Raw genomic sequence first — 25,690 nt, forward strand, 5'->3', positions numbered from 1 at the left:
TTTTTATATTAATTATAGAAGCCGTTATTCCCATTACTCAAACGCCTGATAGTTCTCTAATAAATCTAATATTTCTATTTTATGTATCAAATATTCTTGCTGTATATTATTGCAATTGTTAAAATATAAATAGTTTCAAGAATTTTCAATTAAATTTGTTTTGGGGAGGAATGTTCATATGGTAACAAATGATTTAATCGCACCAGAACTTTATAACATCACAGAGGAATTAGAAAAATTTTCCCAAGATAGTGACCGCCAGGCAATACGTTGGCTAGATGCTCAACAACAACGTCGTGACATTTCTTATGCTGATCTTATTCAAAAAATGAATCAATACGCAAATGCTTTCACGAAGAAGGGGCTTCAAAAAGGTGACCGCATATTGGTCATTATTCCACGCCTACCAGAAGCATATTTCGTGTTTCTTGGCTGTTTAAAGGCGGGAATCGTTCCTATTTCGTGTTCGGAGATGTTACGTGCAAGTGATTTAGAATATCGTATGGAACATTCTTCTGCAAGGGCAGTTATTGCATATGAAACTTTTACTAGTGAGGTAGACCGCATAACTTCAACAGTATACGCTTTAAATAACAAGTTAGTCATTGGCAACGCTACTGGAAATTGGACTTCTTTAGATGAATTAGCAAGCACTCAACCTGCAACATTTACAGCAGTAGTAACAAAACGAGACGATATGGCATTTCTTTCTTACACTTCAGGTACAACAGGTAAGCCTAAGGGTGTAGTTCATTCACATGGCTGGGGATATGCACATATTCGAACAGCGGCTTCTCAATGGCTATGCGTACGTGAAGGCGACTTAGTATGGGCAACAGCGGCTCCAGGATGGCAAAAGTGGATTTGGAGCCCATTCTTATCAACAATTATGCTAGGAGCAACAGCATTCGTATATCATGGCGGTTTTGATCCAAAAACGTATCTTCAGCTCATTCAAGATGAGAAGGTAAATGTCCTTTGTTGTACACCAACTGAATACCGCATAATGTCGAAGATTGATAGTCTGAAAGAGTATGATCTATCTGCTTTACGAAGTGCCGTTTCCGCTGGGGAACCATTAAATCGTCCTGTAATTGAAACATTTATGCAAAACTTTGGGCTTAAAGTACGTGATGGCTATGGACAAACAGAAAACACGCTACTGATTGGCACTCTCGAAAATACCGAATTACGACCTGGCTCTATGGGTATTCCAACACCTGGTAATATTGTGCGAATTATTGACCATGAAGGTATTGAAGCATCTGTTGGAGAAGTTGGAGATATTGCTGTGCACAAATCGTCTCCAGCATTATTTAAAGAGTATTATCGTGAACCTGAGCGCACACATGCTGCCTTCCGCGGTGATTGGTACATTACAGGTGACCAAGCAAAATGCGACGAGGATGGCTACTTCTGGTTTGAAGGTCGCGGTGATGATATTATTATTTCTTCAGGTTATACAATTGGGCCATTTGAAGTTGAAGATGCTTTAAACAAACATGAGGCTGTACAGGAATGTGCTGTAGTAGCAGCTCCAGATGAAATAAGGGGCCATATTGTTAAAGCGTTTGTAATCTTACGTGAAGGGTTCAGAAACCGTGATGAGGATGAAATAACTAAAGAATTACAGGAGCATGTTAAAGCGTTAACAGCGCCTTATAAATACCCTCGTAGTATTGTCTTTTTAGATGAGCTTCCAAAAACAACATCAGGTAAAATTCGTCGTGTTGAGCTTCGAGCAATAACTGTTTAAAATATCTAAAGAGACATATCAACAAGGTTCTTACGTTGATATGTCTCCTTTTTATGTTGATGGCTAAAATCTCACAAAATTGTGTAGAAAAGCCTTTATATAAAAATTTTAAAAACAAAAGTAAACAAGCAATATAGTGGCAAATTATATGTATATTAAAAAAAGCCACTACTGAGTGTATCAGCAGCGACTTTTTGCGCCTAGCGATGTCCTACTCTCACAGGGGGGAAGCCCCCAACTACCATCGGCGCTAAAGAGCTTAACTTCCGTGTTCGGTATGGGAACGGGTGTGACCTCTTTGCCATCATCACTAGACTATTGTCGACTTTCAATATACATCGTATTTCTTTGTCAGCTTCATTCGTTCAGTCAGTCACGTACTAGGGTACGCTTCTTCCTTCTCTCAATTGCTTCCTCGAACTACTCGTATCTTGAAACCCTTGTAGACCTTCAATATACATCGTATTTCTTTGTCAGCTTCATTCGTTCAGTCAGTCACGTACTAGGGTACGCTTCTTCCTTCTCTCAATTGCTTCCTCGAACTACTCGTATCTTGAAACCCTTGTAGACCTTCAATATACATCGTATTTCTTTGTCAGCTTCATTCGTTCAGTCAGTCACGTACTAGGGTACGCTTCTTCCTTCTCTTAATTGCTTTTTCGAATTGCTTGTATCTTGAAACTCTATTTAAGAAAGATGTTGTTTTGCTGGCATCAATTTTGATGTCCAAAATTTTGTTTCGTTCACGTACCGAAGTTCGCTACTAAAAACTTTATTGATTACGTTTTGCTTGTTCAGTTTTCAAGGTTCATGTTGTTGCGTTTATCGCGTCATCTCTTGGCGACTTATACATAATAACATCGATTATTCATGAAAGTCAACACTAAATCATAAGTTTTTTTAAAGAGTAAATTTTTTTGCTTAAAATCAATAGAGATGAGGGTGTTAGTATGCTTCGTAAAACGTTGATATCATTGTGTTTAATCGTAATATTATTTGTCTTCATAAAGCCTTTAAATTCTACTATGATTTCCGTATTTAATATTGCAAATGCTCCAGCTGTTGTAACTAAAGGACATTATGGCACATCACTTATTGTCGAGATTTCTTTTTCTGATGAATCACTTTTAGAATGGCTAAAGACTGTAAAAGAACCGTACCCGCTTCTTCTTTTAGATGCAGCTTGGATTGAACGTTCACCTGAACATATGAAAGTCATCCAAGAAAGAAAACTACCAACAGGATTGTTAGGCCCTGAAGATTCTGTAGACGAGCCTATTGATTTTGCTTTAGTACAAAAAGATCTAACGATTTACGAAAAGCATTTGAAAACAACGCCACTGTGGTTTGCCACACGCAATCATCAATATTCACAGGCTTTACAAAAAACTTTGTTTCAGCAACAGGTAAATATCCTTTCGCCATCGCTAATTTGGCAAGGTGATAAAACACCCAATTTACAAAAAGGAGATTTTTTGTTTATCTCTTTACACCAGAACAGTAACATTTCGTTTAACGAATTTAATGCCTTAATACAACAAAATAAATTTATGTCGATAGAAGAAAATATATTCGGTTATTCTGTTCAGTCAAAAAAATCGCCATAAAAAAAGTTGTCTCAAGAGATCTTGAGGCAACTTCTTTCTTAATGCTTATGCATTTTTTGCTTGTTCACGCCGAGCTTTGCGACGTGCTTCTAATTTTTGACGATCCTCATCGGATTTTGCATTGTATTTCGGTAATACTAATAATTGATATGCATTCACAGCTAATAGTGGGAATAGCAACAATGCGACATACTCATTAATATTTTCATCACGCCCCATTAAGGCGATAGTCCATTCTAATGTTGTGATGACAATCATAAAGAACAAAGCAGAAACTAATACATGTTTCTTTCCTGTCATCTTTACTTTTGTGATAGCTGTTGCTATCGATCCAAAAATTAATACCACTAATAGACCCAGATAAAATAACCAACTTTGTCCATCTTTTACACCCGGTATAAAACGGAAAAACACAATATCAAAAATGGTTACGGCAATTAGCAATAGCTGTACCCAATTCCATAATGTAAGTGTTCTGAATATATTAACCCCGACTTGATGTAATGTTAAATAAGCGAAAAAACCCGCTTGAGCAATAACACTCATTGTGAATCCTAAAAATACCATCCATAAAAGTCCGGCAAAAAATTCACCCCACTGACCATTTGTTACATAAGGCTGGAAAAAATCCCAACGAATAAATAAACTAAAAACTCCGTTGACTACACCACCAACAATCACTGCAAAGAAGAAAAACTTTACCCAATTTCGTATCGTCACAACAAAAAATCCCCCAATATCTCATTATATCTGTACTCATTTTAACAATGCATTGTTAAAAAAGCTATTTCTCGTCCTATCCAATACATAAAGTCATCATAAATGTGAACAATAAATGAAAGAGTCTATCTATAGAAAGGACTGATGTTGATGCGAAAATTTACCTTATTATTAATTCTAATGCTTTTCCTTACTGCCTGTGCACAAGATAAAACCTCTACCATGTCCTATGATGAAATAAAAAAAATTATGATTGACTCTCTTCAAACAGAGGATGGTAAAAAAGCACTACGGCAGCTTTTAGAGGAGCCGAGTTTCCGTGAATTATTAATTTTGGAACATGAGGAAGTAAAGAAGGCAACAGAGGAAACTTTACTTTCAAAAGAAGCAGAGGATTTTTGGAAAAAAACTTTTGAAGATCCAAAGTTTAAAGAGACTGTTGCTAAGAGTATGCAAAAGCAACAGCAGGATATTATGAAGGAACTAATGAAAGACCCCACTTTCCAAAAAGATATGGAAGCATTCTTTGGTCAGCCCGATATGCAAAAGCAATTGGAGACGATATTAAAATCCGCTAATCTTCGCAAACAAATGGAAGAAGTAGTTAAGGAAACAATTGAAAGCCCACTTATGCAATCAAAATGGCAGGAGCTCATTAAAAAGAGCGGTGAAGGAAGTTCATCCGAAGGTAGTGGAGAGAAAAAGGAAACTAGTGGCGAAAGTGGCGGAAGTTCTGAAAATGACCAAAAAAGTAAGCAATAATCCTCTACAATATATAAAAATGGATTTCCTCAAATTGGAGGAAATCCATTTTTGTTTAGTTATTTAATTTACTTATTACTCTTGCTGCTATGTCCAAATAGATCTGTCCTGTTGTGTGCTTCTCTGCATATACTGAAGGTGCAAAGTCCTCATCTGTCCAATCTGGCTGGCCTAGTGGGATTTGTCCGAGTATCTCTGTACGTAACTCTTCTGCTAATTTTGGTCCTCCGCCTTGTCCGAATACAAATTCGCGATCGCCTGATTTCGACTCGAACCATGCCATATTTTCTATAACACCTAAAATTTCATGATCCGTTTGTAAAGCCATTGCCCCCGCACGAGCAGCTACGAAAGCAGCTGTCGGATGTGGTGTCGTCACCACAATTTCTTTTGATGAAGGTAACATTTGGTGAATATCTAACGCGACATCACCCGTACCTGGCGGTAGATCTAATAGTAAGAAATCTAGCTCTCCCCACTCTACATCACGGAAGAATTGATCTAATACTTTCCCTAACATTGGGCCACGCCATACAATCGGTGCGTTATTTTCAACAAAGAAGCCCATTGAAATTACTTTTACACCTAAACGATCAACAGGGAAAATTCGATTGTCGACTACTTTCGGCATGTCGGTTACACCCATCATATCTGGTACACTGAAGCCATAAATATCGGCATCAATTAAACCAACTTTTTTACCTAGGCGTGCCAAAGCTACAGCTAAGTTAACAGATACTGTAGATTTCCCTACACCACCCTTACCAGAGGCAATGGAAATAACCTGCACTGTGCTAAGTGGTGATAAAATATCTTGAGCTTCTGCCTCGGTTGCTACTCCACGGAAGCTTTGTAGTTTCTCTGCTGATAATTCTTCGAATCGAATACCAACTGTGTTAGCACCCGCTTCTTTTAAAACATCAACAATTTTCATTTGCAGTTGCATCTGCTCAGGTGTATTTGTTTTAGCAATAGCAATTTTTACACTGACATGATTTTTTTCTTCTTTAATTGCCACATTTGTAATTCCATCTGTTTCTGCTAATGATTTATGTAAAAATGGATCTTGTAGTTGTCCTAATATATCTCGCACTTGTTGTTCTGTTATCACGACGAACACTCCCCTTATATTATCTCAATGTTAGTATATCATAATGCTTTGATTTACGTGGTAGCAGGTGCTTCATTCAATTTTTGCTAATAAATAATCTTCTATACCTTCTACGATGGCATCTGCCATCTTGTCTTGATATTTCTTATCTACTAATAATGCACGTTCCTCGTCGTTACTGATAAATCCAGTTTCAACTAATGCTGCCGGAACCTGCACTTTCTTCAATAAATAGATTTGTTTTATAGACAGTGCTTCACGATCTGTGTTCTGTAAGTTCGTACGAATTGATTGTTGAATGCTCTTTGCTAGCAATTCTCCGTCAGCATGTCCGTCTTTATGATAAAACACCTGTGCTCCACGCCATTTTGTTTCCGGAATTGCATTGGCGTGAATTGTAATAAAGACATTGGGTTGTTCTTTTTCAACAATATCCTTGCGTAAAAAGATATCCTGCTTTTTTCGCTCTCTTAACGTGCTGTATTTTTCTGATGATGCGTGCTCATCAATGACATCTCCATTTTTCGTCCGTGTCATCACGACTGTTGCGCCCTTTTTCTTTAATTGCTTCTCTACTTGCTGCGCAATAGCAAGTGTAATTTCCTTTTCAATTACCTCGCCCTTTGAAGCACCTCCATCCTCACCACCATGCCCAGCATCAATGACAATTTTCATGCCACCAAGTGGGTCTGGTAAGAAGAAGTTACGGTCCGAAGCATTCGTCTCATAAGCCACAACCACTATACTCATTAGCATAATTACTCCTAGTGCAAGCCAGCGCTTCACCCATATCCACCACCCTTTTACATATAGTGTACGAAGATAATGTGGGAACTATGCTAGAAACTAAAAAAAACTCCCAAGCATATGCTTGAGAGTTTGAGACGAATAATCCGCAGATTAACGTTTTGAGAACTGAGGTGCACGACGAGCGCCGCGTAGACCTGGTTTTTTACGTTCTTTCATGCGTGAATCACGAGTAAGTAATCCAGCAGATTTTAGTGCAGCACGGAAATCTGGGTCTACTTGAAGTAGAGCACGAGCGATACCGTGACGTACAGCACCAGCTTGACCAGTGTATCCACCACCGTTAACGTTTACGTGGATATCATAGCTTCCTGTAGTTTCAGTAGCTACTAATGGTTGTTTAATTACTTCACGTAATGCAGCGAATGGTACATACTCTTCGATTTCACGTTTGTTGATAACAATTTTACCTGTACCTGGTACTAAACGTACGCGAGCTACAGAGCTTTTACGGCGACCAGTGCCGATGTATTGAACTTGTGCCAAAGTAATATCCTCCTCTTAATTTATATTATCCACGAAGCTCGTATGCTTCTGGTTTTTGTGCAGCATGTGGGTGCTCTGTTCCTGTGTAAACGTTTAGTTTACCGAACATTTTGCGACCTAAAGAGTTTTTAGGAAGCATCCCTTTAATTGCTAATTCGATCATTTTTGTTGGGTACTTTTCTAACATTTCACCCGCAGTACGAGTTTTTAAACCACCCGCAAATTGAGTATGATGACGGTAAAGTTTACCCTCTAATTTGTTACCAGTTAAATGGATTTTGTCAGCGTTGATGATGATTACGTGATCACCTGTGTCAACGTTTGGTGTGAATGTTGGTTTATGTTTACCACGTAAGATTGCAGCTACTTCAGAAGCTAAACGTCCAAGAGTTTGGCCTTCTGCATCAACTACTAACCATTTACGGTCTACTTCGTGACCTTTAGCCATGAATGTTGTACGCATGTATATATCCTCCTAATCAATTCGATTACCGTTATTTTTCATTAGACTACACTATAAGTTTCGGGGCTTATTTGTGGTGGTAATGAAAATACCATCTGTTATCATATAATGAATGACTTTTAAAGTCAAGTAAATTCATTAAACACCTGGTGATGTTGTACAGGGCAAATCATCCGAGTTACTTCGACGTAAATGCACCACATTTTGTCTTATCATTCATCGCTATACATCTAAATACTAGCCATTTAGATGCTCAGCTAATAAAATACTTTTTCAAGGTATAAACCTTGTGGTGGTGCAGTTTTACCAGCTTTATCGCGATTCATTGATGCGACGACCTTTTTCACATTACCGATGTCGCGACGGCTGGTCCCTACTTCCCATAAAGTACCTGCGATGATGCGCACCATATTGTACAGGAAGCCACTACCTTCAATGATCATATGTAGCTCTTTGCCATACCATTCAAATTGAAGTGTAGTTACTGTTCGCACCTTATCTTGCACACTTGTATTGGCCGCACAGAAGCATGAAAAATCATGCGTGCCAATTATCGCCTTAGCTGCTTCCTGCATGGCTGCTACATCTGGCTTCTGGCCATTTGTCTCTACGGTGTAATGTCTGCGGAATGGGCTTTGTATAGACTCACATGACCAGATATATCGATAGCGTTTTCCGGTCACACTGTAACGTGCATGAAAATCAGCAGGCACTTCTTCCATTGCTACTACCCGAATATCCCTCGGTAACTGAACATTGAGTGCTTTCATATATTTTTCTACTGGGATAGTGAGCGGCGTATCAAAATGCAGTGTTTGCCCAGTTGCATGCACTCTTGCATCCGTGCGTCCACTTGCAATTACCTTCACCTGTTCCCCTTTATGCATGATGGCTAGTACACCTTCAAGCTCTGCCTGTACCGTACGCTCTCCAGGCTGCACTTGGTAGCCCGAGAATTGCGTTCCATCATAACTAATTATTGCTTTTAATCGTCGCATAAAGTTACTCCTTTTAGCTTCTATAGAAGAATAGTAAAACAGCCATTGCTACTAGTAATACCAGAGCAAATGTATCGCCCATATCCCACTTCAGCTTGCGATAGCGGGTGCGACCTTCGCCTCCACGATAGCCACGTACTTCCATTGCAGTCGCCAAATCCTCCGCACGTTTAAACGCACTTACAAAGAGTGGCACCAGTAATGGCACAACGGCCTTAATACGATCTTTTATAGGTCCAGACGATAAATCCGAGCCACGGGCCATTTGCGCCTTCATAATTTTATCGGTCTCATCCATTAACGTTGGAATAAAGCGTAAGGAGATCGACATCATAAGGGCTAGCTCATGTACAGGTACTTTCACTTTTTTTAATGGATTTAGTAGCACTTCAATGCCGTCCGTAATTGAAATCGGTGACGTTGTTAACGTTAAAATCGATGTCATAAATACTAAAACAAGGAAACGTACTGATATATATACCCCTTGTCGAACCCCTTCTTCATAAACATTGATAAACTTCCAATGAAATAACAAATCGCCTTCCCTCGTCATAAAGATATGAAGTAAGAACGTAAAAGCCATTAAAAAAAGTACGGGCTTTAAGCCGTTTATTAAAAAATACAAGCGAATACGTGACACTAAAACAATAAGTAAAGTAAACGCAAGTAACATTGCATACGTTATCGTATTATTTGCTAAAAATACAATAATGATAAATGCGAATACGAATATAAGCTTTGATCGTGGATCTAGCTTATGTACAGGGGAATTTCCTGGCAGGAAGCGCCCGAAAATCATTTTTTCCATCATGACTCCGCACGCTCCTTTTCTAGCACGCGAGCAATTTCATGCGCAAGCTCTTCTTCTGTTAAACATACCTTTGATAGTGATGAATCCATTAACTTTTCAATTTTATGTTGGAAGCGCACAATACGGGGTGGTTCTAGACGGAACTCTTTCAATGTTTGCACATCTTTAAAAATTTCACGAGGTGTGCCACTCAACACATTTTTCCCCTCATGCATAATGACAATATCGTCTGCATAACGGGCTGCATCTTCCATACTGTGCGTAACTAATATTGTCGTTAAGCTCCGTTCCTGATGCAATGCATAGAACATATCCATAATCTCTTTTTGCCCACGTGGATCTAGTCCAGCCGTTGGTTCGTCTAAAACAATGACATCCGGTTCCATTGCCAGTACACCAGCAATTGCTACACGACGCATTTGTCCACCTGATAAATCAAAAGGTGACTTTTCAAGGACGTTTTCCGGCAGACCCACTAAACGTACAAGCTCTCTTGCACGAATTTCAGCCTCTTTCTCCGAAACACCGAAATTCATTGGGCCAAACATAATATCCTTTAACACAGTTTCTTCAAAAAGCTGATGCTCCGGAAATTGAAAAACAATGCCAACCTTTTGTCGCACAGCTTTTAAAGCTTTCGCTTTTTTTCCAGCTACAACAACCCGGTCCCCAATATGTACTTCACCGGAAGTTGGCTTTAAAAGCGCATTAAAATGCTGAAGAATTGTTGATTTACCAGAACCAGTATGTCCGATAATCGCTTGATACGTATGTGATGGAATGTCAAAATTCACATCAAACAAAGCCCGTTTTTCAAAAGGTGTACCTTGTGCATAGGCATAGCTTACTTGTTGAAGTTTGATGTCCATAAGTCATTCACCAACTCTTCTTCTGTCATATGTTGTCCCATTAAAGGAACACCTTCCTTTTGCAATAACTTTGATAACTTCATGGCAAACGGTAAGTCGAGTCCTAACTCAACTAGCTTGTCCCCAAGCGTAAAAATTTCCACGGGTGTCCCCTCTGCAAATTTCTTACCATCATTCATAAAAAGGACCCGGTCTGCAAGCATAGCTTCTTCTAAATCATGTGTAATTGATAACACCGTTAAACCTGTTTCAGCGCGCAGTGTTTGAACGGTTTGTAATACCTCAGCACGTCCTTGAGGATCTAACATGGATGTAGCTTCGTCTAAGATAAGTAATTTTGGTTTTAAAGCTAATGCTCCCGCAATAGCCACACGTTGTTTTTGCCCACCCGATAAATGATGTGGTTCATGATCTAAAAAACTACCCATCTTTACTTGCTCAAGGGCTGCATGCACACGTTTTACCATCTCTTCAAACGGCACACCGTTATTTTCAAGCGCAAAGGCAACGTCATCCTGTACCGTAGCACCTACAAACTGATTATCAGGATTTTGAAACACCATACCCATTTGAGAACGGCTTTCCCATAAATTTTCTTCACTTAGTATTTGACGTAATATACGAACATCCCCTTGTTGCGGGAATAATAAGCCATTCATTAATTTTGCAATTGTTGATTTACCAGAGCCATTATGACCGACAATGGCAATCCATTCCCCTTCCTGCACAGCAAAGCTCACATTTTCTACAGCATTGCGACTTTCTGTATCATCCGGTGTATATGAAAACGTTACATTATTTAACGATAAGATTTCAGGCATCTCTAGTACTCCTCTCTACATGCTCAGCTCTACTAACTAACTTACACTGTTTTATGTATTAATTCCACCACAATCACTATGTCGATATCAAATTCGGCAAGCGTATTCGCCTCCAAATTTTATATTGCACTTGCACAATCAACACCCATCAATATCTGTGACATCCGCTGGAGGCCTTTTCTTCGTACAGTCGGCATTTATACACCTACTGAAAAAAGATGAATGAAGATAAAAAAAAGCACCATCAATTGGCGCTGTCTGATACTTCCCTAAAATAATAAAAAAGCGCGCACCTCATTCATAGAAATGCGCTAGTCGTTACATTTACAAGAAACACGGGTGCTCAAGCCCTTGATCTTTTTGAATGAGGTGCGGAGAGCTAAACGAGACGCCACACAAAAGTGCCCGCTCATCATAACGCTCAGCTTAATTATTTGTCGTATAAATCTTATAAAGAAAGAGGGTGGTGGTCCACCCTCTTCACCACTTGTTTTCTCTTATGATTAAACTAATTCAATCACAACAACAGGTGCACCGTCACCACGACGAGGACCTACTTTAAGAATACGAGTGTAACCACCTTGACGTTCTGCATAACGTGGTGCAACATCATCAAATAGCTTTTGTAGCGCAAATGAAGTTGTTTCGTTGCCTTCTTCGTCAGTAGTTGTTACTAGTTCACGACGGATGAATGCAGCAGCTTGACGGCGTGCATGTAAATCTCCGCGTTTACCTAAAGTAATCATTTTTTCAACAGCTTTACGTACTTCTTTAGCGCGAGCTTCAGTAGTTTCGATACGCTCGTTGATGATTAAATCAGTAGCTAAGTCACGTAACATCGCTTTACGTTGAGAACTTGTACGACCAAGTTTTCTGTAACCCATGGATGTTTCCCTCCTTTATAGAAAATATCTGATCTTGTTAGTTTGTTTAAATCGCTTAGTCTTCTTTGCGTAACCCTAAACCAAGCTCTTCTAACTTCGCTTTTACTTCTTCTAGTGACTTACGTCCAAGGTTACGGACTTTCATCATATCGTCTTCTGACTTATTCGCTAGTTCTAGTACTGTATTAATACCAGCGCGTTTTAAGCAGTTATAAGAACGAACAGAAAGATCAAGTTCTTCGATAGTCATCTCTAAAACTTTTTCTTTTTGATCTTCTTCTTTTTCGACCATGATTTCAGCAGTTTGTGCCTCATCTGTCATGCCAACGAAGATGTTTAGATGCTCGGTTAAAATTTTTGCTCCGAGCGAAATCGCCTCTTTCGGACCGATGCTACCATCTGTCCACACATCAAGAGAAAGTTTATCGTAGTCAGAAGACTGACCTACACGAGTATTTTCCACTTGGAAATTGACGCGTGATACTGGAGTGTAAATAGAGTCGATCGGGATCACGCCGATAGGAAGATCCTCACGTTTGTTTTGATCAGCAGGAGTGTAACCACGGCCGCGTTGAGCGTACATACGCATACGTAAATGACCGTTTTTAGCGATTGTTGCAATATATAGATCTGGGTTTAAAATTTCTACGTCACTGTCATGTGTAATGTCAGCAGCCGTAACTGTACCATCGCCCTTTACATCAATCTCAATAACTTTTTCTTCGTCAGAGTAGATTTTAAGAGCAAGTTTTTTTACGTTCAAAATAATTGAAGCCACATCTTCTACTACGCCTTCCACAGTTGAGAACTCGTGAAGAACGCCATCAATTTGAATTGAAGTGACAGCAGCCCCTGGTAATGAAGACAGAAGGATACGACGTAAAGAATTACCCAAAGTGTTTCCATATCCGCGTTCAAGCGGTTCTACAACAAACTTTCCATATTTGGAATCTTCGCTGATCTCCACCGTTTCAATCTTTGGTTTTTCAATTTCGATCATTTCATTTACCCTCCCTCAAAACATCGAATGTATAGGTTCTTTCCATCATAGATTCGATCGTCATTGACGTATCGTTATTTATCTGCACAAGACAGTCTGTACAAAAAATGATGTTCTCATACAATATGAGACGCACCCATTACACGCGACGACGTTTTGGCGGACGGCAACCATTGTGAGGAACTGGAGTAACGTCTTTAATAGCAGTTACTTCTAAACCAGCAGCTTGAAGTGCACGGATTGCAGCTTCACGACCAGCACCAGGACCTTTAACAGTTACTTCCAACGTTTTCAGACCATGTTCAAGGGATGTTTTAGCAGCAGTTTCTGCAGCCATTTGAGCAGCGAATGGTGTAGATTTACGTGAACCACGGAAACCAAGAGCACCAGCACTTGACCAAGATACAGCGTTACCTTGCATATCTGTAATCGTTACAATTGTATTGTTAAATGTAGAACGAATGTGTGCAATACCAGATTCGATATTCTTTTTCACACGACGTTTACGAGTTTGTTGTTTACGAGCCATGTTAAGAAGGAACCTCCTTTACCGATTATTTTTTCTTGTTCGCAACTGTTTTACGAGGACCTTTACGCGTACGCGCATTGTTCTTCGTATTTTGACCACGAACAGGTAAACCACGACGGTGACGGATACCACGGTTACAACCGATTTCCATCAAGCGTTTGATATTTAATGAAGTTTCGCGACGTAAGTCACCTTCAAGTTTGTAAGAGTCTAATTGTTCACGGATTTTGTTTAACTCATCTTCAGTTAAGTCGCGTACGCGTGTATCTTGAGAGATACCAGCATCAGCTAATACTTTCTGAGCTGAAGTTTTACCAATACCGTAAATGTAAGTTAATGAAATTACCACGCGTTTGTCGCGAGGAATGTCAACACCAGAAATACGTGCCATGTACGTTGTGCACCTCCTTTATAATCAACCTTGTTTTTGTTTGTGTTTAGGATTTTCACAGATTACCATTACTTTACCGCGTCGGCGAATTACTTTACATTTTTCGCAGATCGGTTTCACAGATGGTCTCACTTTCATCTAACCTAACCTCCTTAGTAGTCCGGAGCGCAAAAGATTATTTAAAACGGTATGTGATACGACCGCGAGTTAAATCATAAGGAGATAACTCAATAGTAACCTTATCTCCAGGTAGAATGCGGATAAAGTGCATACGAATCTTACCAGATACGTGTGCTAAAATCACATGTCCATTTTCTAATTCTACCTTAAACATCGCGTTTGGCAAAGTCTCAACAACTGTCCCTTCGACTTCAATTACATCATCTTTCGCCATCTACTCTGTCTCCTCTCTATATGCAAATTAAAGTTCTCATCGTTACATCAAACGGATATATCTGCTGCAACTATAGAAGCAACCTCGTTTCAACATATGTTTGGATTGTATGAGAGATGTTTGAAAGACGCTCGTCTGGTTTCGCTTCACACAATCCACGGAATAGACAGAACCAGTAAGGGCACTGAATCTTCCATGTTTACACGAATACCGGAATGTCTTGGATGAGATATTCATACCCGTTACACAGATGCTTCCACGAAACCCATTATACTCTCTCAAAAGTAATGTTGCACTTTTTACAAGAAATATATACCGGGCACAATATGCTTTTGCAACTCTCAAAAAAATTATGTTTCGTTGTTGCTTCCGCATGCCTCCCGCGGAAGCAGTACTCTGCGCCCGGAGCCGGGTATCAGCTGCGGCTGCTCTGTAATAGAGCATCAAGATCAGCAAACACTTTATTAATATCTTGCTGTCCATCTATATTTGTTAACACACCTTTTGCTTCATAGAAGTCAAGTAAAGGTTGTGCTTGATTCATATTTACTTCCAGACGGTTTGTAACCGTTTCAGGATTATCATCCGCACGTGTATAAAGCTCGCCACCATCTTTATCACATTTTCCTTCCTCAGCTGGAGGATTGAAAATTAGGTGATAAGAAGTTCCGCAAGTTTTACAAATACGACGACCTGTTAAACGAGCAATTAGCTCATCTTTTTCAACTTGAATGTTTAACGTATGCTCGATCGCTTTGCCAAGATCAGCAAGAATGCCATCTAAAGCTTCAGCTTGAGGAACAGTACGCGGGAAACCGTCTAATAAGAATCCCTCTTCACAATCAGGTTTTGCAAGTCGCTCACGAACAATACCAATCGTCACTTCATCAGGTACTAAAGCACCTTGATCCATAAACGATTTGGCCTGTAAGCCTAGTTCTGTACCGTCTTTAATAGCAGCACGGAACATATCGCCTGTAGAAATATGAGGAATCGCGTACTTCTCAACAATTTTATCTGCCTGTGTACCTTTACCAGCACCTGGCAGACCCATTAAAATGATATTCATACGGAAATATTCCTCCCACAAAGTTTGCTGATTTCAGGAAACGATCAAGCGTTCCCTAAAAACCAACATTATTTCATAAAGCCTTTGTAGTGACGTTTAACAAGTTGTGACTCTAGCTGTTTCATCGTTTCTAGCGCTACGCCGACTACGATAATTATACTAGTACCACCGATTTGCACTGAAGCAGGTAGATTCATTAAGTTAATGAATATAATCGGCATTACAGCAATAACAGTTAAGAAAATCGCTCCGACAAATGTCAGTCGATATAACACGCTTGTTAAATACGTTTGAGTGTTTTCACCCGGACGAATACCTGGAATGTAAGCACCCTGTTTTTTCAAGTTGTCTGCCACATTTTCTGGGTTCACTTGTACGAACGCATAGAAATATGTGAACGCGACGATCAGCGCAATGTAAATAAGCATCCCAACAGGTTTTTCATAATTGAACGTGTTTTCAATGAATGTCGTTACATTATTCTGACCAAAGAACGTAGCTAACGTTCGAGGTGTCACAAGGAACGCTACTGAGAAGATTACCGGAATAACCCCTGCAGCATTTACTTTTAACGGTAAGTGCGTTTGTTGTCCACCTGTTTGTTGATTACGTCCAGTAACTCGTTTAGCATATTGAATTGGAATTTTACGTAGTGCTTGTTGCACATAGATAACACCAACTACAATAGCAAGTAAGATTAAAGCAAGTAATGCAAGGACAATGATGTTAATAAACAGTTCATCACCTGCATCCTCGATTTGTTGTGCGTAAATTTGGTTTGCTGCTGTAGGTAATGCTGCAACGATACCTGCGAAGATAACTACGGAAATACCATTACCAACACCATGAGCAGTAATTTGTTCAGCAAGCCATACAAGGAATGCTGTACCCGCTGTTAATACAATTGAAATTGTAACATATGTTAAAATTCCTTCTTCTTTAATCAAAGACCCACCATACATTTTATTGAAACCAAATGACATCGCGAATGATTGGATAAAAGCTAGAATAATAGTAAAGTAACGAGTAAATTGTGCAAGTTTACGTCTTCCGACTTCACCTTGCTTTGCCCACTCAGCAAATTTCGGTACTACGTCCATTTGCAATAACTGAACAATGATTGAGGCTGTGATGTATGGCATAATCCCCATCGCAAAGATAGAGAAGTTACTCAGTGCACCACCGCCAAAAGTATTGAGGAAACCAACGAGGTTAAACTCATCAGTTGCCTTTAATACATTAGCGTCAACGTTCGGTACTGGAACAAATGTCCCAATACGAAAAACGATTAACATTAAAAGTGTGAAAATGATTTTATTTCTTATATCTCGAACACGCATAAAGTTAGAGATTGTCTGAAACATTAAATCACCTCAGTAGTTCCGCCGGCATTTTCAATTGCTTCTTTAGCCGAAGCTGAGAATTTATGAGCTTTTACTGTAAGCTTTTTGTTAAGAGTTCCGTTTCCAAGAACTTTAATTCCAGCTTTTTCATTGCTCACTAAACCTGTTTCAAGTAATAATGCAGTTGTTACTTCTGCACCATCTTCGAAACGGTTTAATGTGTCAAGATTAACGATCGCGTACTCTTTACGGTTAATGTTAGTAAAGCCGCGTTTCGGTAAACGACGGAATAAAGGGTTTTGACCACCTTCGAATCCTGGGCGTACACCGCCGCCAGAACGAGAGTTTTGACCTTTATGACCTCTACCTGCAGTTTTACCGTTACCAGAACCGATACCGCGACCTACGCGGTTACGTACTTTACGGGAACCTTCTGCTGGTTTTAACTCATGAAGTTTCATATTGGATGGCACCTCCTTGTTCGTTAATTAAAAATTAGTTTTCTTTTACAGTAACTAAGTGAGCTACTACATCAAGCATACCGCGAGTTGCTGCATTATCAGCTTTCTCTACAGTTTGGTTTAATTTACGTAAACCTAAAGCTTCAATAGTTTTGCGTTGTGCTGGTTTAGAACCAATCACAGATTTTGTAAGGGTAATTTCTAATTTGTTAGCCATTATTATTCCCCCCTTATCCTAATATTTCTTCCACTGATTTACCACGTAATTTTGCTACGTCCTCTACGCGTTTTAATTCAGTTAAACCTTGAACAGTTGCACGAACCATATTGATTGGTGTATTTGATCCAAGTGATTTTGAAAGAATATCAGTAATACCAGCTAGTTCTAGTACAGCACGTACTGGACCACCAGCGATAACCCCTGTACCAGGAGCAGCAGGTTTGATTAGGATTTCTCCCGCACCGAAGCGACCAAGCACTAAGTGTGGAGTTGTTCCACCAACACGTGGCACTTCTACTAAGTTTTTCTTCGCATCTTCAACAGCTTTACGGATAGCATCTGGAACCTCTTGAGCTTTACCAGTACCAAAACCTACATGACCGTTTCTATCGCCAACAACAACTAGTGCTGTGAAGCGGAAGCGACGTCCACCTTTAACAACTTTTGCAACACGGTTAATAGTAACTACGCGTTCTTCAAGTTCTCCAAGTTTGTTTGCGTCAATTCGACTCATGAAATGTGTCCCTCCTTCTTATTAAAATTCTAAACCGTTCTCACGTGCAGCTTCAGCTAAAGCTTTCACACGTCCATGATATAAGTAACCACCACGGTCAAAAACTATAGCAGTAATATTTTTTTCCGCAGCGCGTTTCGCGATTGTTTCACCGATTTTTGATGCAGCTTCTACGTTGCTACCAACACCTTCAAAACCATTCTCTTGAGAAGATGCGCTAACAATAGTTACGCCTGCTACGTCATCGATAAGTTGAGCGTAGATGTTCTTGTTAGAACGGAATACGTTTAAGCGTGGACGCTCAGCAGTACCCGAAATTTTAGAACGAACTCGCGCATGACGTTTTTTACGAACTTGATTTTTATCCTGTTTCGTAATCACAAGGGTCACTCCTTTCTAATGCTTACGCAGCATTATTTACCTGTTTTACCTTCTTTACGACGAACGTATTCGCCTTCGTAACGGATACCTTTACCTTTGTAAGGCTCTGGTGGACGAACGTCACGGATGTTAGATGCAAGAGCGCCAACGCGTTCTTTGCTAATACCTTTAACGATGATTTTAGTATTAGTAGGAACTTCTACTTCTAAACCATCTTCAGGTGTGAACTCAACTGGGTGAGAGTAACCTACGTTAAGAACAAGTTTTTTTCCTTGTAATTGCGCACGGTAACCTACACCGATTAGTTCTAATGATTTTTCGAAACCTGCAGAAACACCAGTAACCATGTTCGCTAAAAGCGCACGAGTTGTACCGTGGTTTGTGCGGTGTTCTTTTGAGTCAGAAGGACGAGATACAGAGATCGCATTACCTTCTTGCTCAATTTTCATATCTTGGTGGAAAGAACGAACAAGTTCGCCTTTAGGACCTTTAACAGTAACAGTGTTGTCAGCTGCAACAGTAACAGTTACGTTAGCTGGTACCTCGATAATTTTTTTACCTACACGAGACATTTAGTTGCACCTCCATTCATTTATAGCTAATTACCAAACGTATGCTAGAACTTCGCCGCCAACTTGTTTAGCGCGAGCTTCTTTATCTGTTAATAAACCTTGTGAAGTTGACACTAAAGCGATACCAAGACCGTTCAGTACTTTAGGAACTTCATTTGTTTTAGCATATACACGTAGACCTGGTTTAGAAATACGTTTTAAGCCAGTGATAACGCGTTCGTTATCTTTACCGTATTTTAAGAAGATACGGATAATTCCTTGCTTGTTGTCTTCCACGTATTCTACGTCACGTACGAAACCTTCACGCTTTAAAATTTCAGCGATTTCTTTTTTCACGTTGGAAGCCGGTACTTCTAACTTCTCGTGACGAACCATGTTCGCATTACGAATGCGAGTCAGCATGTCTGCAATCGGATCAGTCATTGTCATTACATTTACCTCCTTCCCAAATTAGGGGATTACCAGCTGGCTTTTTTCACGCCAGGAATTTGTCCCTTATATGCAAGTTCTCGGAAACAAATACGGCAAAGTTTGAATTTGCGATATACAGAGTGTGGACGGCCACAGCGTTCACAACGTGTATACTCTTGCACTTTAAACTTTTGCTTACGTTGTTGTTTAACGATCATAGATTTTTTAGCCACGTTTTCGCCCTCCTTGTTTAATTACTTTTGGAACGGCATACCGAATTGTGTCAATAACTCGCGAGCTTCTTCGTCAGAGTTCGCTGTCGTTACGATCACGATGTCCATACCGCGTACTTTTGAAACTTTATCGTAATCGATTTCTGGGAAAATTAGTTGCTCTTTAACACCTAAAGTGTAGTTACCGCGACCATCGAATGCTTTTTTAGAAACACCACGGAAGTCACGTACACGAGGAAGTGAAATTGCGATTAATTTATCCAAGAATTCATACATACGCTCACCGCGTAATGTAACTTTAGCACCGATTGGCATACCTTCACGTAAACGGAAACCTGCGATCGATTTTTTCGCTTTAGTTACTACTGGTTTTTGACCAGTGATAATTGTTAATTCTTCTACAGCTGCATCTAATGCTTTTGAGTTTTGAACAGCGTCACCAACACCCATGTTGATAACGATTTTGTCAACTTTCGGCAATTGCATAACTGATTTATATCCAAACTTGCTCATAAGAGCAGGTGAAACTTCATTTAAATATTTTTCTTTTAGGCGGCTCATGTGTGTACCTCCCTTCTTTTATTTACTAATTAGTCAAGTACTGCACCTGATTTTTTTGCAACACGAACTTTTTTACCGTTTTCGATTTTATAACCTACACGAGTCGGCTCGCCAGATTTAGGATCGATTAGCATTACGTTCGAAACGTGAATTGCAGCCTCTTGGCTTACAATCCCACCTTGTGGATTCAATTGGTTAGGTTTAACATGTTTTTTCACGATATTTACACCTTCAACAAGAACGCGATCTTGTTTAGGGAAAGCAGTTAGGATTACTCCTTCTTTGCCTTTGTCTTTACCAGTGATAACCTTAACCTTGTCACCTTTTTTTACATGCATGCTGTCGCACCTCCTTGATTGGCACTATCATGAAATTAAAGAACTTCTGGAGCTAGAGAAACGATTTTCATGAAGTTGCTGTCACGTAATTCACGTGCAACAGGTCCGAAAATACGAGTTCCGCGTGGTGATTTATCATCACGAATAATTACACAAGCATTTTCATCAAATTTGATGTACGTACCGTCTTTACGACGAACGCCTGATTTAGTACGAACGATAACAGCTTTAACAACGTCACCCTTCTTGACAACGCCACCTGGTGTTGCTTTCTTAACTGTACAAACAACGATATCACCGATGTTAGCAGTTTTACGGCCAGAGCCACCAAGCACTTTAATTGTAAGAACTTCACGTGCACCTGAGTTGTCAGCAACTTTCATACGACTTTCTTGTTGGATCACTTAGGTTACCTCCCTTCGGAAATTGGTTGTTCCGAAATAGTTATTAAATAATAACCGCTTTTTCTACAACTTCAACTAGACGGAATCGTTTAGTAGCTGATAGCGGGCGAGTTTCCATGATACGTACGATATCACCGATTTTCGCTTGGTTTTGCTCATCATGAGCCTTAAACTTTTTAGAGTATTTTACACGTTTACCGTAAAGCTTGTGCTTTTTGTGTGTTTCAACTAAAACAGTAACAGTTTTGTCCATTTTATCTGAAACGACGCGGCCCGTGTAAACTTTGCGTTGATTACGCTCAGTCATACTTGAAAACCTCCTTTATCAGTTATTTTCACTGATTTCTCTTTCACGAATAACAGTTTTCATACGCGCGATTGCTTTACGCACTTCGCGAATACGAGCTGTGTTTTCTAATTGACCAGTCGCCAATTGGAAGCGAAGGTTGAAAAGCTCTTCTTTCAGTGATTTCACTTTTAATTCAATTTCAGAAGTGGCAAGGTCACGGATTTCATTAGCTTTCATTAGATTCACCACCAGTTTCTTGACGTTTTACGATCTTACATTTAACAGGAAGCTTATGTGATGCTAAACGAAGTGCTTCACGTGCGATCTCTTCAGATACACCAGCAATTTCGAACATTACTTTTCCTGGTTTTACTACTGCTACCCAACCTTCAGGAGAACCTTTACCAGAACCCATGCGGACTTCTAGAGGTTTTTTAGTGTAAGGTTTGTGCGGGAAGATTTTAATCCAAACTTTACCGCCACGTTTCATGTAACGAGTCATCGCGATACGTGCAGATTCGATTTGACGGTTCGTAATCCAGCTAGCTGTTTGAGCTTGTAGGCCCCACTCGCCGAATGATACTTCTTTACCGCCTTTCGCTTCGCCACGCATGTTTCCGCGGTGTTCACGACGGTATTTTACGCGTTTAGGCAATAACATATTATTTGCCTCCTTCCACAGATTTCTTCGTAGGAAGAACTTCACCACGGTAGATCCATACTTTAACGCCTAATTTACCGTAAGTAGTGTCAGCTTCTGCGTGTGCATAGTCGATGTCAGCACGTAGAGTATGAAGTGGAACAGTTCCTTCACTATAGTGTTCAGCACGCGCGATATCAGCGCCACCTAAACGACCAGATACTTGTGTTTTAATTCCTTTTGCACCAGCACGAATTGTGCGTTGGATCGCTTGCTTTTGCGCACGACGGAATGATACACGGTTTTCTAATTGACGAGCGATGTTTTCAGCTACTAGACGAGCGTCAAGATCAGCACGTTTGATTTCGATGATGTTGATGTGTACACGTTTACCAGTTAAATCGCCAAGGTATTTACGAAGATTTTCAACTTCAGTACCACCTTTACCGATTACCATACCTGGTTTTGCAGTGTGAATTGTAATGTTTACACGGTTTGCAGCACGTTCGATTTCAACTTTAGAAACTGAAGCGTCTTTAAGAGCCGTTTCAATATATTTACGCACTTTGATGTCTTCGTGAAGTAGAGTTGCATAGTCTTTTTCAGCGTACCATTTTGACTCCCAGTCACGAATAATACCAACGCGCAGTCCTATTGGATGTACTTTTTGACCCACGGATTAACCCTCCTTCTTCTCAGATACCACTAGAGTAATGTGGCTTGTGCGTTTGTTAATTGCGCTTGCACGTCCTTGTGCACGTGGACGGAAACGTTTTAATGTTGGACCTTCATCAACGAATACTTCAGAAACTACTAAAGAGTTGATGTCAAGATCGTAGTTGTGCTCAGCATTTGCAACTGCAGATTTTAATACTTTCTCAACGACTGGAGACGCCGCTTTTGGAGTATGACGTAAAATCGCAACTGCTTCACCAACTTGCTTACCTCGGATTAAGTCTACAACTAGACGTACTTTACGAGGAGCAATGCGTACTGTGCGAGCGATAGCTTTAGCTTGTGTCATTAGGATTTACCTCCTCTCAAAATTAGCGTCTTGTTTTCTTGTCGTCTGCACCGTGACCTTTGTAAGTACGTGTCGGTGCGAATTCACCAAGTTTGTGGCCTACCATATCTTCTGTTACGTATACAGGAACATGTTTACGTCCATCATATACAGCAATCGTTAAACCGATGAAAGTCGGGAAAATTGTAGAACGGCGAGACCAAGTTTTGATAACTTGTTTTTTCTCAGAAGCCTCTTGTGCTTCCACTTTTTTCATTAAGTGGTCATCGACAAAAGGTCCTTTTTTCAAGCTGCGACCCATGTAGGAACCTCCCTCTGTGATTCCACCACGGCTCTCACATAGAACCGTAGTTTAACCACTTTATTTTTTACGACTACGGATGATGAATTTATCCGATTTGTTTTTCTTCTTGCGAGTTTTGTAACCAAGTGCTGGTTTACCCCAAGGAGTCATTGGTGATTTACGTCCGATTGGAGAACGTCCTTCACCACCACCGTGTGGGTGATCGTTAGGGTTCATTACAGAACCACGAACAGTTGGGCGTTTACCTAACCAACGGCTACGACCAGCTTTACCGATGTTTACAAGTTCGTGTTGTTCGTTACCAACTTGACCGATTGTAGCGCGGCAAGTAGCAAGAATTAAACGTACTTCACCTGATTGAAGACGTACGATAACGTATTTATCTTCACGACCAAGTACTTGAGCTGAAGTACCAGCTGAACGTACTAATTGGCCACCTTTACCAGGTTTTAACTCGATGTTATGGATTGTAGTACCCATTGGAATGTTTGCTAATGGTAATGCGTTACCTGCTTTAATATCAGCATCTGGACCAGATTCGATTGTTTGACCAACCTCTAGACCTTTTGGTGCTAAGATGTAAGCTTTTGCTCCATCAGCGTAGTTGATTAATGCGATATTCGCAGAACGGTTTGGATCATATTCGATAGTAGCAACTTTTGCCGGAATGCCATCTTTAATACGTTTGAAATCGATGACACGGTATTGCTTCTTATGACCACCACCATGATGACGAACAGTGATTTTACCTTGGTTGTTACGACCAGCTTTGCGTTTAGTTGGTTCAAGCAATGATTTCTCAGGCTTGTTAGTTGTAATTTCCGCAAAGTCTAATGACGTCATATTACGACGACCATTAGAGGTAGGTTTATACTTTTTAATCGCCATGTGTTTTCCCTCCTTCTTGATTGTTCAAATCATATATCCCTAAAGGATTACATTTCGAATAATTCGATGTCTTTGCTGTCCGTAGTTAATTTAACAATCGCTTTACGACGTTTGTTAGTGTAACCACCGTAACGGCCAACGCGCTTGAATTTACCTTTGTAGTTAAGAACGTTTACTTTCTCAACTTCTACACCAAAGATCTCTTCTACAGCGTCTTTTACTTGAGTTTTGTTAGCGCGAGTGTCTACTTCGAAAGTATACTTTTTCTCTGCCATAAGTTCTGAAGAACGCTCAGTAATGACCGGACGTTTTAAAATATCACGTGCTTCCATTATCCAAGCACCTCCTCAACTTTTTCTACTGCAGCTTTCGTGAATACAACTTTTTCATGACCTAAAAGATCAAGAACGTTGATTCCGTTTGCAGTTAAAACTGTTACACCAGGGATGTTGCGAGCAGATAATGCTACGTTTTCATCTAGGTCAGCAGTTACGAATAAAGATTTTTTCTCTAAAGAAAGATCTTTAAGGATTTTTGTGAATTCTTTTGTTTTTGGTGCTGCTAGTGTAAGAGCATCAAGAACTAAGAAGTTTTGTTCTACAACTTTAGCTGATAAAGCTGATTTAAGAGCTAAGCGACGAACTTTTTTAGGTAATTTATAAGAGTAGCTACGTGGAGTTGGACCGAATACGATACCACCGCCGCGCCATTGTGGAGAACGGATAGAACCTTGACGAGCACGACCAGTTCCTTTTTGGCGCCATGGTTTACGACCACCACCAGCAACTTCAGAACGGTTTTTTACCTTATGATTACCTTGACGAAGAGAAGCGCGTTGTGCAACTACTGCGTCGAATAATACTGCTTCATTTGGCTCGATTCCGAAGATCGCTTCGTTTAACTCGATTTCACCAACTGAAGCACCTGTTTGACTAAGTACAGATACTTTTGTCATTCCTGTTTCCTCCTTTCTTGAAGTGATTAGTTAGCTTTAATTGCAGTTTTAACTGTAACTAGAGCTTTTTTAGAACCAGGAACATTACCTTTAACAAGTAGTAAGTTACGTTCCGCATCAACTTTCACGATTTCTAAGTTTTGGATTGTAACTACAGTGCCACCCATTTGACCAGGTAATTTCTTTTGTTTAAATACGCGGTTCGGAGCAACTGGACCCATTGAACCAGGACGACGGTGGTAACGAGAACCGTGGGCCATAGGACCACGAGATTGTCCGTGGCGTTTGATAACACCTTGGAAACCTTTACCTTTAGTAACTCCTGTTACATCAATTACATCGCCTTCTGCGAAAATTTCTACTTTGACTTCTTGACCAACTTCGTATTCTTCAACGTTCACGTTGCGGAATTCACGAATGAAGCGCTTAGGAGCAGTATTCGCTTTTGCTACGTGACCTTGTTCTGGTTTGTTAGAAAGCTTAACTCGCTTATCTTCGAAACCAACTTGGATTGCTTCGTAGCCATCTGTATCGACAGTTTTCTTTTGAAGAACTACGTTTGGAGCAGCTTCGATAACTGTTACCGGGATTAAATCGCCGTTTTCAGCGAAAACTTGAGTCATACCAATTTTTCTACCTAAGATTCCTTTAGCCATTTGTCACACCTCCTGTAA

At 40.1% G+C, this 25,690-nt stretch carries 40 protein-coding genes, 1 rRNA gene and 1 pseudogene; 3 read left to right on the top strand and 39 right to left on the bottom strand.

Features of this window, described 5'->3' with window-relative positions; translation table 11 throughout:
- Positions 1–178: 178 nt before the first annotated feature.
- Positions 179–1,756 (top strand): acyl-CoA synthetase MbcS, encoded by a 1,578-nt coding sequence (gene mbcS / locus H131_RS18070; RefSeq protein WP_010860577.1) that lies wholly within the window; start codon positions 179–181, stop codon positions 1,754–1,756.
- A 198-nt stretch (positions 1,757–1,954) separates the two neighbouring features.
- Here mbcS and rrf read toward each other — a convergent pair.
- A 5S ribosomal RNA gene (gene rrf / locus H131_RS18075) occupies positions 1,955–2,071 on the bottom strand.
- A 635-nt stretch (positions 2,072–2,706) separates the two neighbouring features.
- On the opposite strand from rrf, the gene H131_RS18080 reads away from it, so the two are divergent.
- Positions 2,707–3,363 (top strand): hypothetical protein, encoded by a 657-nt coding sequence (locus tag H131_RS18080; RefSeq protein WP_010860578.1) that lies wholly within the window; start codon positions 2,707–2,709, stop codon positions 3,361–3,363.
- Between the two features lie 45 nt (positions 3,364–3,408).
- Here H131_RS18080 and H131_RS18085 read toward each other — a convergent pair whose 3' ends face one another.
- A complete protein-coding gene (locus H131_RS18085; protein WP_010860579.1) occupies positions 3,409–4,083 on the bottom strand; it encodes a KinB-signaling pathway activation protein in 675 nt (224 codons plus the stop codon).
- A 150-nt stretch (positions 4,084–4,233) separates the two neighbouring features.
- On the opposite strand from H131_RS18085, the gene gerD reads away from it, so the two are divergent.
- Entirely contained in the window at positions 4,234–4,845 is a 612-nt protein-coding gene (gerD, locus tag H131_RS18090; protein ID WP_010860580.1) for a spore germination lipoprotein GerD, read from the top strand.
- A gap of 55 nt (positions 4,846–4,900) precedes the next feature.
- On the opposite strand, the gene H131_RS18095 is transcribed toward gerD, so the two are convergent.
- From H131_RS18095 to rplC, 37 genes and pseudogenes are all read right to left on the bottom strand, one after another.
- On the bottom strand, positions 4,901–5,956 hold the full coding sequence (locus H131_RS18095) for a P-loop NTPase (protein WP_010860581.1): 1,056 nt from the start codon (positions 5,954–5,956) through the stop codon (positions 4,901–4,903).
- A 72-nt stretch (positions 5,957–6,028) separates the two neighbouring features.
- A complete protein-coding gene (locus H131_RS18100) occupies positions 6,029–6,742 on the bottom strand; it encodes an N-acetylmuramoyl-L-alanine amidase (RefSeq protein WP_010860582.1) in 714 nt (237 codons plus the stop codon).
- 114 nt (positions 6,743–6,856) lie between these two features.
- Positions 6,857–7,249 (bottom strand): 30S ribosomal protein S9, encoded by a 393-nt coding sequence (gene rpsI, locus H131_RS18105; protein WP_004233744.1) that lies wholly within the window; start codon positions 7,247–7,249, stop codon positions 6,857–6,859.
- A 25-nt stretch (positions 7,250–7,274) separates the two neighbouring features.
- Positions 7,275–7,712, bottom strand: a complete 438-nt coding sequence (gene rplM, locus H131_RS18110; RefSeq protein ID WP_010860583.1) for a 50S ribosomal protein L13 — start codon at positions 7,710–7,712, stop codon at positions 7,275–7,277.
- A 257-nt stretch (positions 7,713–7,969) separates the two neighbouring features.
- Positions 7,970–8,710, bottom strand: coding sequence for a tRNA pseudouridine(38-40) synthase TruA (gene truA / locus H131_RS18115; protein ID WP_010860584.1), 741 nt, complete (start codon positions 8,708–8,710; stop codon positions 7,970–7,972).
- A 13-nt stretch (positions 8,711–8,723) separates the two neighbouring features.
- Positions 8,724–9,521, bottom strand: coding sequence for an energy-coupling factor transporter transmembrane component T family protein (locus tag H131_RS18120; RefSeq protein ID WP_036130792.1), 798 nt, complete (start codon positions 9,519–9,521; stop codon positions 8,724–8,726).
- Complete coding sequence (locus H131_RS18125; RefSeq protein WP_010860586.1) at positions 9,518–10,390, bottom strand: energy-coupling factor ABC transporter ATP-binding protein; 873 nt, start codon at positions 10,388–10,390, stop codon at positions 9,518–9,520. Before H131_RS18125 ends, H131_RS18120 begins: the two co-directional genes overlap by 4 nt.
- Positions 10,366–11,211 (bottom strand): energy-coupling factor ABC transporter ATP-binding protein, encoded by an 846-nt coding sequence (locus H131_RS18130; protein ID WP_010860587.1) that lies wholly within the window; start codon positions 11,209–11,211, stop codon positions 10,366–10,368. Before H131_RS18130 ends, H131_RS18125 begins: the two co-directional genes overlap by 25 nt.
- A gap of 503 nt (positions 11,212–11,714) precedes the next feature.
- Positions 11,715–12,095, bottom strand: a complete 381-nt coding sequence (rplQ, locus tag H131_RS18135) for a 50S ribosomal protein L17 (RefSeq protein ID WP_010860588.1) — start codon at positions 12,093–12,095, stop codon at positions 11,715–11,717.
- 55 nt (positions 12,096–12,150) lie between these two features.
- Positions 12,151–13,095 carry a DNA-directed RNA polymerase subunit alpha gene (locus H131_RS18140; protein ID WP_004233733.1) on the bottom strand — a complete coding sequence of 315 codons (945 nt, stop codon included), beginning with the start codon at positions 13,093–13,095 and terminating at the stop codon, positions 12,151–12,153.
- A gap of 139 nt (positions 13,096–13,234) precedes the next feature.
- On the bottom strand, positions 13,235–13,624 hold the full coding sequence (rpsK, locus tag H131_RS18145; protein ID WP_004233731.1) for a 30S ribosomal protein S11: 390 nt from the start codon (positions 13,622–13,624) through the stop codon (positions 13,235–13,237).
- A gap of 25 nt (positions 13,625–13,649) precedes the next feature.
- On the bottom strand, positions 13,650–14,015 hold the full coding sequence (gene rpsM, locus H131_RS18150; RefSeq protein ID WP_010860589.1) for a 30S ribosomal protein S13: 366 nt from the start codon (positions 14,013–14,015) through the stop codon (positions 13,650–13,652).
- A 24-nt stretch (positions 14,016–14,039) separates the two neighbouring features.
- Positions 14,040–14,153, bottom strand: coding sequence for a 50S ribosomal protein L36 (gene rpmJ, locus H131_RS18155; RefSeq protein WP_000868344.1), 114 nt, complete (start codon positions 14,151–14,153; stop codon positions 14,040–14,042).
- A gap of 37 nt (positions 14,154–14,190) precedes the next feature.
- Positions 14,191–14,409, bottom strand: a complete 219-nt coding sequence (infA, locus tag H131_RS18160) for a translation initiation factor IF-1 (protein WP_004233690.1) — start codon at positions 14,407–14,409, stop codon at positions 14,191–14,193.
- A gap of 88 nt (positions 14,410–14,497) precedes the next feature.
- Positions 14,498–14,575 (bottom strand): annotated as a pseudogene (locus H131_RS24640) (type I methionyl aminopeptidase); the annotation flags it as partial.
- A 249-nt stretch (positions 14,576–14,824) separates the two neighbouring features.
- Positions 14,825–15,478 carry an adenylate kinase gene (locus H131_RS18165; protein WP_010860590.1) on the bottom strand — a complete coding sequence of 218 codons (654 nt, stop codon included), beginning with the start codon at positions 15,476–15,478 and terminating at the stop codon, positions 14,825–14,827.
- Between the two features lie 68 nt (positions 15,479–15,546).
- Positions 15,547–16,842: a preprotein translocase subunit SecY gene (secY, locus tag H131_RS18170; protein ID WP_010860591.1), complete on the bottom strand. Its 1,296-nt coding sequence runs from the start codon at positions 16,840–16,842 to the stop codon at positions 15,547–15,549.
- Positions 16,842–17,282, bottom strand: coding sequence for a 50S ribosomal protein L15 (gene rplO / locus H131_RS18175; protein WP_010860592.1), 441 nt, complete (start codon positions 17,280–17,282; stop codon positions 16,842–16,844). Before rplO ends, secY begins: the two co-directional genes overlap by 1 nt.
- Positions 17,283–17,316: 34 nt before the next feature.
- Complete coding sequence (rpmD, locus tag H131_RS18180; protein ID WP_010860593.1) at positions 17,317–17,499, bottom strand: 50S ribosomal protein L30; 183 nt, start codon at positions 17,497–17,499, stop codon at positions 17,317–17,319.
- A gap of 13 nt (positions 17,500–17,512) precedes the next feature.
- Positions 17,513–18,016, bottom strand: coding sequence for a 30S ribosomal protein S5 (rpsE, locus tag H131_RS18185; RefSeq protein ID WP_008181711.1), 504 nt, complete (start codon positions 18,014–18,016; stop codon positions 17,513–17,515).
- A gap of 21 nt (positions 18,017–18,037) precedes the next feature.
- Positions 18,038–18,397, bottom strand: a complete 360-nt coding sequence (gene rplR / locus H131_RS18190; protein ID WP_010860594.1) for a 50S ribosomal protein L18 — start codon at positions 18,395–18,397, stop codon at positions 18,038–18,040.
- 32 nt (positions 18,398–18,429) lie between these two features.
- Complete coding sequence (rplF, locus tag H131_RS18195; RefSeq protein ID WP_010860595.1) at positions 18,430–18,969, bottom strand: 50S ribosomal protein L6; 540 nt, start codon at positions 18,967–18,969, stop codon at positions 18,430–18,432.
- A 30-nt stretch (positions 18,970–18,999) separates the two neighbouring features.
- Positions 19,000–19,398, bottom strand: coding sequence for a 30S ribosomal protein S8 (gene rpsH, locus H131_RS18200; RefSeq protein ID WP_008181717.1), 399 nt, complete (start codon positions 19,396–19,398; stop codon positions 19,000–19,002).
- A 29-nt stretch (positions 19,399–19,427) separates the two neighbouring features.
- The gene (locus tag H131_RS18205; RefSeq protein ID WP_004233656.1) at positions 19,428–19,613 is read right to left on the bottom strand and encodes a type Z 30S ribosomal protein S14; all 186 of its coding nucleotides are present in this window, start codon (positions 19,611–19,613) and stop codon (positions 19,428–19,430) included.
- A gap of 21 nt (positions 19,614–19,634) precedes the next feature.
- Entirely contained in the window at positions 19,635–20,174 is a 540-nt protein-coding gene (gene rplE / locus H131_RS18210) for a 50S ribosomal protein L5 (protein WP_010860596.1), read from the bottom strand.
- 29 nt (positions 20,175–20,203) lie between these two features.
- A complete protein-coding gene (gene rplX / locus H131_RS18215) occupies positions 20,204–20,512 on the bottom strand; it encodes a 50S ribosomal protein L24 (RefSeq protein WP_010860597.1) in 309 nt (102 codons plus the stop codon).
- Positions 20,513–20,547: 35 nt separating this feature from the next.
- A complete protein-coding gene (rplN, locus tag H131_RS18220) occupies positions 20,548–20,916 on the bottom strand; it encodes a 50S ribosomal protein L14 (protein ID WP_004233650.1) in 369 nt (122 codons plus the stop codon).
- A 43-nt stretch (positions 20,917–20,959) separates the two neighbouring features.
- Positions 20,960–21,223: a 30S ribosomal protein S17 gene (gene rpsQ / locus H131_RS18225; protein WP_008181723.1), complete on the bottom strand. Its 264-nt coding sequence runs from the start codon at positions 21,221–21,223 to the stop codon at positions 20,960–20,962.
- Positions 21,224–21,241: 18 nt separating this feature from the next.
- Positions 21,242–21,442, bottom strand: a complete 201-nt coding sequence (rpmC, locus tag H131_RS18230) for a 50S ribosomal protein L29 (RefSeq protein ID WP_010860598.1) — start codon at positions 21,440–21,442, stop codon at positions 21,242–21,244.
- Complete coding sequence (gene rplP / locus H131_RS18235) at positions 21,432–21,866, bottom strand: 50S ribosomal protein L16 (protein ID WP_010860599.1); 435 nt, start codon at positions 21,864–21,866, stop codon at positions 21,432–21,434. The genes rpmC and rplP overlap by 11 nt, the downstream gene beginning before the upstream one ends.
- Before the next feature lies 1 nt (position 21,867).
- On the bottom strand, positions 21,868–22,521 hold the full coding sequence (gene rpsC, locus H131_RS18240) for a 30S ribosomal protein S3 (RefSeq protein WP_010860600.1): 654 nt from the start codon (positions 22,519–22,521) through the stop codon (positions 21,868–21,870).
- Positions 22,522–22,524: 3 nt separating this feature from the next.
- Positions 22,525–22,869, bottom strand: coding sequence for a 50S ribosomal protein L22 (rplV, locus tag H131_RS18245; RefSeq protein WP_004233639.1), 345 nt, complete (start codon positions 22,867–22,869; stop codon positions 22,525–22,527).
- A 22-nt stretch (positions 22,870–22,891) separates the two neighbouring features.
- Entirely contained in the window at positions 22,892–23,170 is a 279-nt protein-coding gene (rpsS, locus tag H131_RS18250) for a 30S ribosomal protein S19 (RefSeq protein ID WP_010860601.1), read from the bottom strand.
- Between the two features lie 60 nt (positions 23,171–23,230).
- Positions 23,231–24,061: a 50S ribosomal protein L2 gene (rplB, locus tag H131_RS18255; protein ID WP_010860602.1), complete on the bottom strand. Its 831-nt coding sequence runs from the start codon at positions 24,059–24,061 to the stop codon at positions 23,231–23,233.
- 47 nt (positions 24,062–24,108) lie between these two features.
- A complete protein-coding gene (rplW, locus tag H131_RS18260; protein WP_010860603.1) occupies positions 24,109–24,393 on the bottom strand; it encodes a 50S ribosomal protein L23 in 285 nt (94 codons plus the stop codon).
- Positions 24,393–25,016 (bottom strand): 50S ribosomal protein L4, encoded by a 624-nt coding sequence (gene rplD, locus H131_RS18265; RefSeq protein ID WP_010860604.1) that lies wholly within the window; start codon positions 25,014–25,016, stop codon positions 24,393–24,395. Before rplD ends, rplW begins: the two co-directional genes overlap by 1 nt.
- Before the next feature lie 26 nt (positions 25,017–25,042).
- Positions 25,043–25,672 carry a 50S ribosomal protein L3 gene (rplC, locus tag H131_RS18270; protein ID WP_010860605.1) on the bottom strand — a complete coding sequence of 210 codons (630 nt, stop codon included), beginning with the start codon at positions 25,670–25,672 and terminating at the stop codon, positions 25,043–25,045.
- Positions 25,673–25,690 lie beyond the last annotated feature (18 nt).

The organism is Lysinibacillus sphaericus OT4b.31 (assembly GCF_000392615.1).
Taxonomy (GTDB): domain Bacteria; phylum Bacillota; class Bacilli; order Bacillales_A; family Planococcaceae; genus Lysinibacillus; species Lysinibacillus sphaericus_B.

Coding starts and splice junctions, on each gene's coding strand:
- rplO (WP_010860592.1), bottom strand. CDS start 17,282: ATGAAACTTCATGAGTTAAAACCAGCAGAAGGTTCCCGTAAAGTACGT.
- rpsK (WP_004233731.1), bottom strand. CDS start 13,624: ATGGCTCGTAAACAACAAACTCGTAAACGTCGTGTGAAAAAGAATATC.
- rplB (WP_010860602.1), bottom strand. CDS start 24,061: ATGGCGATTAAAAAGTATAAACCTACCTCTAATGGTCGTCGTAATATG.
- truA (WP_010860584.1), bottom strand. CDS start 8,710: ATGCGACGATTAAAAGCAATAATTAGTTATGATGGAACGCAATTCTCG.
- rplM (WP_010860583.1), bottom strand. CDS start 7,712: ATGCGTACAACATTCATGGCTAAAGGTCACGAAGTAGACCGTAAATGG.
- rplC (WP_010860605.1), bottom strand. CDS start 25,672: ATGGCTAAAGGAATCTTAGGTAGAAAAATTGGTATGACTCAAGTTTTC.
- H131_RS18165 (WP_010860590.1), bottom strand. CDS start 15,478: ATGAATATCATTTTAATGGGTCTGCCAGGTGCTGGTAAAGGTACACAG.
- secY (WP_010860591.1), bottom strand. CDS start 16,842: ATGTTTCAGACAATCTCTAACTTTATGCGTGTTCGAGATATAAGAAAT.
- rpsS (WP_010860601.1), bottom strand. CDS start 23,170: ATGGGTCGCAGCTTGAAAAAAGGACCTTTTGTCGATGACCACTTAATG.
- rplX (WP_010860597.1), bottom strand. CDS start 20,512: ATGCATGTAAAAAAAGGTGACAAGGTTAAGGTTATCACTGGTAAAGAC.
- rpmC (WP_010860598.1), bottom strand. CDS start 21,442: ATGAAAGCTAATGAAATCCGTGACCTTGCCACTTCTGAAATTGAATTA.
- rplD (WP_010860604.1), bottom strand. CDS start 25,016: ATGACAAAAGTATCTGTACTTAGTCAAACAGGTGCTTCAGTTGGTGAA.
- rpmJ (WP_000868344.1), bottom strand. CDS start 14,153: ATGAAAGTGAGACCATCTGTGAAACCGATCTGCGAAAAATGTAAAGTA.
- rplE (WP_010860596.1), bottom strand. CDS start 20,174: ATGAGCCGCCTAAAAGAAAAATATTTAAATGAAGTTTCACCTGCTCTT.
- rpsM (WP_010860589.1), bottom strand. CDS start 14,015: ATGGCACGTATTTCTGGTGTTGACATTCCTCGCGACAAACGCGTGGTA.
- rplV (WP_004233639.1), bottom strand. CDS start 22,869: ATGACACAAGCTAAAGCTATCGCTCGCACAGTACGCATTGCTCCTCGT.
- H131_RS18130 (WP_010860587.1), bottom strand. CDS start 11,211: ATGCCTGAAATCTTATCGTTAAATAATGTAACGTTTTCATATACACCG.
- H131_RS18120 (WP_036130792.1), bottom strand. CDS start 9,521: ATGATGGAAAAAATGATTTTCGGGCGCTTCCTGCCAGGAAATTCCCCT.
- rplP (WP_010860599.1), bottom strand. CDS start 21,866: ATGTTATTGCCTAAACGCGTAAAATACCGTCGTGAACACCGCGGAAAC.
- H131_RS18125 (WP_010860586.1), bottom strand. CDS start 10,390: ATGGACATCAAACTTCAACAAGTAAGCTATGCCTATGCACAAGGTACA.
- rpsQ (WP_008181723.1), bottom strand. CDS start 21,223: ATGACTGAGCGTAATCAACGCAAAGTTTACACGGGCCGCGTCGTTTCA.
- rplW (WP_010860603.1), bottom strand. CDS start 24,393: ATGGAAGCACGTGATATTTTAAAACGTCCGGTCATTACTGAGCGTTCT.
- rpsH (WP_008181717.1), bottom strand. CDS start 19,398: ATGACAATGACTGATCCGATTGCAGACATGCTGACTCGCATTCGTAAT.
- infA (WP_004233690.1), bottom strand. CDS start 14,409: ATGGCGAAAGATGATGTAATTGAAGTCGAAGGGACAGTTGTTGAGACT.
- H131_RS18140 (WP_004233733.1), bottom strand. CDS start 13,095: ATGATCGAAATTGAAAAACCAAAGATTGAAACGGTGGAGATCAGCGAA.
- mbcS (WP_010860577.1), top strand. CDS start 179: ATGGTAACAAATGATTTAATCGCACCAGAACTTTATAACATCACAGAG.
- rplQ (WP_010860588.1), bottom strand. CDS start 12,095: ATGGGTTACAGAAAACTTGGTCGTACAAGTTCTCAACGTAAAGCGATG.
- gerD (WP_010860580.1), top strand. CDS start 4,234: ATGCGAAAATTTACCTTATTATTAATTCTAATGCTTTTCCTTACTGCC.
- rpsE (WP_008181711.1), bottom strand. CDS start 18,016: ATGAGTCGAATTGACGCAAACAAACTTGGAGAACTTGAAGAACGCGTA.
- H131_RS18080 (WP_010860578.1), top strand. CDS start 2,707: ATGCTTCGTAAAACGTTGATATCATTGTGTTTAATCGTAATATTATTT.
- rplF (WP_010860595.1), bottom strand. CDS start 18,969: ATGTCTCGTGTAGGTAAAAAAATTATCGAGGTACCAGCTAACGTAACT.
- rpmD (WP_010860593.1), bottom strand. CDS start 17,499: ATGGCTAACAAATTAGAAATTACCCTTACAAAATCTGTGATTGGTTCT.